Here is a 4,951-nt window from a genome sequence, read left to right as displayed (position 1 = left end):
CCCCCCCCCGGATGCGGAGACACACGCGGCCGAGGCAGGCATGAGGACCGCATCAGGATTGCCGGTTCCTGGCAGTGTGCGAGGCCCCCACGTCCCCCCAGAATCGGTGGCTCGGCAGGTGAGGTCGTACTGAGAACGGGGAGTGGGCGGATGCGTTCAGCCGGAGGAACTGAAGCCACAGGTCGTCGGACGGTCGGTGACGGGTTTCCGCCCGTCCCTGGCCGTCGGGCCAAGGCGGCGATCGCGGTGGCCGTTTCCGCACTGGTGCACCTGATGACGGGTGCCCTGATGGTGGCCGGCGTGCTGTTGATCGTCCTCGGATGGGAAACGATCGTCCAGCCCGGCCTGGGACTGCTCCTGATCTGACTGGCCGCACAACTACGGCCCACACACGTCAAGGTGGACAAGGAGCGCCTCCTGCGGCGAGCCGACGCCCCCGGTTGTTCGCACTCCTGGACGAGATCGCCGGGTCCCTCGGCACCCGGGGTTTCGACGCCGTTCAGCTCACCCAGGACTTCTCGATCAGCGCGGTGCCGTCCGGCCTCCGCGGGAGACGGCTCGACATCGGCCTCGCTCTGTGGGAGACGCTGCCACCGCAGCAGCGCATCGCCTGCGTGGCCCATGAACTCGGGCACTTCGCCGCCCGGGACATCAGGCACCACCTGATCGTGCGCACCGTGCTCCCGCTGGCGCACGGTGGCACCGTGCCGTCCGGCGACGTGGGAACGCTGCGGGAACAGGCCCTGGCCACCTCTGTGACGAGTCGGCACGCGGACGACATGGCCCATGCCGCCGCCCGCTTCCGGGTGGACAGCGCCCTGGCACGTGGCGGCCTTCGGCTTGTCACCTGGCCGCAGAGGCAACTGGCCCGGCTGGCCGACGGCCTTGCCGCGTCCATGGCCGAGGAGATCGAGTTCCGCGCGGACGGGCTCGCCGCACGCGTGGCGTCCACGGAGGCGGCCGTACAGGCACTGGAACACCGCGGGCCTGTCGGGTGTGGTGACCACAGAGTTGCGCCGGCTGGCGGTCGAGGCCCGGACGTTCCGCCGGACGAGCGCGGCTGAGAGGCTATGGCGGAAACTCGCCGCCCATGTCGCGAACGTCTCCGCGAGGCAAGCCCCCCCGCGACCTCGCACGGGTGCGGATCGACCTGCTCGGTGAGGCGGAGCAGTACCCGGCCACGGTGACGCTCGACGGCACGGCGGCGGAGGCCCTGGAGAGGGAACTGGAACCCGTCAGACGAACCATCGCGGAACGGTTCATCCGGGACACCGGCCTGACCCGATAGCGGCCGTACACACCCGTTCCGTGCCCGATCGAGCGGCACACGGCGGGGGCCGCACGGGGGGGCGGACACGAGAACGGCCCCTGACCGACTACCCGGGTCAGGGGCCGTTCTCACTGCTCTCAGCGCGGAGGCGGTGGGATTTGAACCCACGGTGACATCGCTGCCACGACGGTTTTCAAGACCGGGTCCCTGTCGGCATCGACCCGGCGTCTGACCTGCGTGAACCTGTCGACTGCCGGGCCGTTTCCGCGCCCTGGCCCACACATGGCCCATGAGCCCCCGTGAGAAGCTGGGAGGGGGCGTGCCGGGTGGGCGCCCGCTGGACCGAGGGAGTGGAGGACGCGTGCCGCAGGCCAGCCCGCGAGGTACGTACTTGCAAGTCTCGGAGTCTCTGCGCCAAAAGATCCGGAAGGGCAGCATCGCTGAGGCTCTGCCGTCTGAGGCAGAGCTGATGCGTGTCTATGGGGTGGGCCGAAGCACGGTCGGCCGTGCGCTCGCCGTGCTGAAGACTGAAGGGCTCATCGAGTCACACCAGGGCGCCGGCTGGTACGTCACCGGCACCGGGGACCGACGGCCGCTCGTAGAGCGCGTGACCGAGCTTCTTCGAGCCGACGGTGTGAAGGTAGGGGACCCGTTCCCTTCCGAGAATGAGCTGTGCGAGCGCTTCGGCGTCTCCCGTACGGCTGTCCGTTCGGCCATTGCCCAAATGGAAGGGCAAGGGCTCGTCGGCATGGGTGCGAGCCGACGACGCGAGGTTCGCGCTCTCCCGCCAAACGGTAAGGACTCGTAGCCTTGGTCACCATGGACGTCACAGAGCGGGCCTACAGTCTCGCCGAATCGCTGCTGTCCGAGCCGCTACCCCGTCGGTGGGCGCACTCCCTCGGAGTCGCCAAGCGTGCTCAAACGCTGCGCCCGATCCTGGGAGATGAGGCGGACATCATGGAGGCCGCCGCCGTGCTGCACGACATCGGGTATTCCCCTCGGGTAGCCACAACCGGCTTTCACCCGCTCGATGGGGCCCGGTTCCTGCGAGACCAGAAGGGCGCAGACTCCCGGGTCATCAACCTCGTTGCGAACCATTCATGCGCACTGTTTGAAGCCGAAGAACGAGGACTGCGTGAGGAATTGGAAAAGGAATTCCCCCTGGAGTCCTCCCACCTGGTTGACGCCCTGATCTACTGCGACATGACCACAACACCGGATGGCGGACTTACGAGTTCTGAGGATCGCGTCTCTGAAATCGTCGGCCGGTATGGACCAGACACAATCGTCGGCCGCTTCATTCAGCGCGCTGCACCGGAGATCCATGCAGCGGTGCAGCGCGTAGACCAACGACTCGTTTCGGTGGAAAGTCGTCATCCGATGTAAGGCGCGGTACGTGCTCCATCCGTTCCGTGGTCGATTCGTAGCCGCATGGATGGGTGAATGTTCAACACATCAAGGTCTGCCAGCGGGACCCAGCGGACCTCTTTTGATTCGGAGCTGGTACGCAACTTGCCACCGACCGGGCGAGCGCGGAAGCAGATAGAGAACTGTTGACGCACCTCTCCGTCATCGTATGCCATGACGTGAGCAGGATCGGTATAGATGCCTACGATATTCTCTATAGCCACCAGGATTCCGGTTTCTTCTTCGACTTCCCGAACAACGGTGTGCGAGATGGTTTCCCCGATGTCGTGACCGCCCCCAGGAAGGGCCCACAAGTCGTTGTCTGTCTTGTGGATGAGCAGGATGCGCCCCTGGTCGTCGCGGACAACGGCGGTAACCGACGGCACCACGGAGTTCGCTTGCGGGGCGTCGGCGTCCCGGAAGTAGTCAATGCGGCTCATCGGTCAGCACCTTCGTAGTCAGTTGGGGACGAGATCGGTTGGGCGCCCTGCCACACGCGCTCAACACTTTCCGTGTAGGTGTCGAACATTTCCCCACCCGGCACGCGTTGCAGGTGCAGGACAGGCGCCAAGTAAGCACCCACCCCATAAACATGCCCGTTGGTCAATAGCTCATCATCAGCCCGATAAATCGAGTTGTAGAGCGTCGTACCGTGCAGCCGGAATTCAACGCCGGGTAACCGGAACAGCGGCGCATAGTTCATGAGGGCGTTTCGAATTTTCGCCGCCATGGCAAATCCGATTCCCTCGTCATCTCCACGAACGGCTACGGCTTCACTGCTGGGGTTACCAAGCATGAATCGAACCGGCACGCCGTCGGCCGACTTCTCACGCACAAGCCGATGGAATGCCGGATCCTCGGTGAGCCAAAATCCGGAGTACACCAGTACGTCAAAGCACACCGATGCATTTGCATAGAGCTTTACCCATGCATCCTTCGGCACCACAGAACGGTGCGGGTAAAGCTGCACTAATTCTGACTCACTGGAGGACGTAACTTCCTCTGCGGTTCGCTCGTCTGGCCACAGGTAAGAGACCTCCCGACGAAGCATCGATGCCACCGCGTACTGAAATCGCCGGTAAGGCTTACGGGTCGGATCGGAAATCCAGCGGTCAACGGTTTTCGGGGAGACCCCGAGCCTTTCCGCCACCTGTTCCATGGTGAGGCCACTCTCGACGATGGCCCCGCGCAGTCGCTCGTTCGGCACGCACCCTCCCCATCCGGGACGCCCTGGGACGACTTCGACTGTAGCGAGTCGTACATGCGCGAGGTACTACGTCCCGCCTTCCGCCGCGAAGCTGGTCACGTCGCCGATCGAGAAGACGGACTCTGCGCCACTACCCCCAACGGGTTGACGACGCGGAACCCATCTGCCATGGTCAGGGACAAGTAATACATGCCTCGCTTACGAGGTGGGAGCGCCCTTGTGGGCTGCTCCGAAGTGGAGGGCGGGGACGCTGCAATCCCGCTAAAGGCCAGGTGGAACAGGGTTTCGGCCCGTACTGGCGAGGTGGCCCGGCGACCGCGAGCAACGGCCGGCGTGTGGGGACTTGGTCCCCCTTGCAGTGCTTTCCCGTGCCCCTTCGACCAACAGGAGGTTCCGATGCCTCAACGACAGCTTTGGGCGCCGCCGCAACGGACCGGCCGGTAGGCGCCAGCACAGCCGCTCGGTCCGCTTCCTGGTTTCGCAGCGCTGACGCTGCGGCCGGCTGCCTCTCCCGTCCGTGCCGCCCGCTCCGCGCGGGTCGTACGGGCGGGGTGCGGGGAGTCGGGCCGGTTCGTCCGGCCGGGTCCGCCCAAACGCGACCACGTCAGGAGCCCTGGATGTTCGGCAAGAAGACGCAGCAGTCGACCGACCTGACCAGCCCGGAGAGCGTCAAGAAGAGCCAGACGGTCTACGACCGCATCGTCTCCGGCGAGTGCAAGGACGCCACGGCCGAGCTGGACGCCGCTCACGGCCGCAAGCCCAAGCGCGGCTGACCACACCCATCCACAAACGGCACGCCCCCGGTGCTGGAACACCGGGGGCGCTGTTCGGGCCGTACCAACCCTGTGAGAGGAACCACGACCCATGGACCACATCGTCACTGTTCAGGACGCCGTTACCGCGTTCGCCGACTTCATGGAGCCGACGAACGCCGAGCTGGACGCGATCGAGCGTGAGATGCCCGTCATCCTGGCGGACGTCGAGCTGCTGGACGCGCACATCGTCACCATCGACCGCACGCCGACCGAGCTGGACAACCGGCGCATCCGCCGGGCCCGCCGCCGCGC

8 protein-coding genes are annotated in these 4,951 nt (G+C 65.7%); 6 read left to right on the top strand and 2 right to left on the bottom strand.

The genetic code is table 11. The features are described 5' to 3' along the window. Positions 1-440: 440 nt before the first annotated feature. From B9S61_RS36285 to B9S61_RS36275, 4 genes are all read left to right on the top strand, one after another. Positions 441-1,064: a M48 family metallopeptidase gene (locus B9S61_RS36285; protein ID WP_103545981.1), complete on the top strand. Its 624-nt coding sequence runs from the start codon at positions 441-443 to the stop codon at positions 1,062-1,064. 26 nt (positions 1,065-1,090) lie between these two features. Further along, positions 1,091-1,288 (top strand): hypothetical protein, encoded by a 198-nt coding sequence (locus tag B9S61_RS40505; protein ID WP_146065037.1) that lies wholly within the window; start codon positions 1,091-1,093, stop codon positions 1,286-1,288. A 343-nt stretch (positions 1,289-1,631) separates the two neighbouring features. Further along, the gene (locus B9S61_RS36280; RefSeq protein WP_103545980.1) at positions 1,632-2,078 is read left to right on the top strand and encodes a GntR family transcriptional regulator; all 447 of its coding nucleotides are present in this window, start codon (positions 1,632-1,634) and stop codon (positions 2,076-2,078) included. 11 nt (positions 2,079-2,089) lie between these two features. Then, positions 2,090-2,656, top strand: coding sequence for an HD domain-containing protein (locus tag B9S61_RS36275; RefSeq protein WP_181007698.1), 567 nt, complete (start codon positions 2,090-2,092; stop codon positions 2,654-2,656). Here the strand turns inward: B9S61_RS36275 and B9S61_RS36270 are convergent. Continuing rightward, positions 2,644-3,117, bottom strand: a complete 474-nt coding sequence (locus tag B9S61_RS36270; RefSeq protein ID WP_103545978.1) for an NUDIX hydrolase — start codon at positions 3,115-3,117, stop codon at positions 2,644-2,646. The two genes, B9S61_RS36275 and B9S61_RS36270, sit on opposite strands and share 13 nt — an antisense overlap. Continuing rightward, positions 3,114-3,884, bottom strand: coding sequence for a helix-turn-helix domain-containing protein (locus B9S61_RS36265; protein WP_103545977.1), 771 nt, complete (start codon positions 3,882-3,884; stop codon positions 3,114-3,116). The genes B9S61_RS36270 and B9S61_RS36265 overlap by 4 nt, the downstream gene beginning before the upstream one ends. Before the next feature lie 617 nt (positions 3,885-4,501). On the opposite strand from B9S61_RS36265, the gene B9S61_RS41300 reads away from it, so the two are divergent. Together B9S61_RS41300 and B9S61_RS36260 are read left to right on the top strand one after the other, a co-directional pair. Continuing rightward, positions 4,502-4,657: a hypothetical protein gene (locus tag B9S61_RS41300; RefSeq protein ID WP_181007461.1), complete on the top strand. Its 156-nt coding sequence runs from the start codon at positions 4,502-4,504 to the stop codon at positions 4,655-4,657. A 91-nt stretch (positions 4,658-4,748) separates the two neighbouring features. Beyond that, positions 4,749-4,951 (top strand): DUF6284 family protein (locus tag B9S61_RS36260; RefSeq protein ID WP_103543641.1); only part of this gene is annotated, 203 nt, incomplete at its 3' end.

This window comes from Streptomyces sp. SM1, assembly GCF_002910825.1.
GTDB lineage: Bacteria > Actinomycetota > Actinomycetes > Streptomycetales > Streptomycetaceae > Streptomyces > Streptomyces okerensis.
The sequence above is the reverse complement of the archived record's forward strand: the minus strand, read 5'-3'. Positions and strand labels throughout refer to the sequence as shown.

What these genes read in the sequence shown, in the direction of transcription:
- B9S61_RS40505 (WP_146065037.1), top strand. Translation starts at nt 1,091, where the DNA reads ATGTCGCGAACGTCTCCGCGAGGCAAGCCCCCCCGCGACCTCGCACGG.
- B9S61_RS36275 (WP_181007698.1), top strand. Translation starts at nt 2,090, where the DNA reads ATGGACGTCACAGAGCGGGCCTACAGTCTCGCCGAATCGCTGCTGTCC.
- B9S61_RS36270 (WP_103545978.1), bottom strand. Translation starts at nt 3,117, where the DNA reads ATGAGCCGCATTGACTACTTCCGGGACGCCGACGCCCCGCAAGCGAAC.
- B9S61_RS41300 (WP_181007461.1), top strand. Translation starts at nt 4,502, where the DNA reads ATGTTCGGCAAGAAGACGCAGCAGTCGACCGACCTGACCAGCCCGGAG.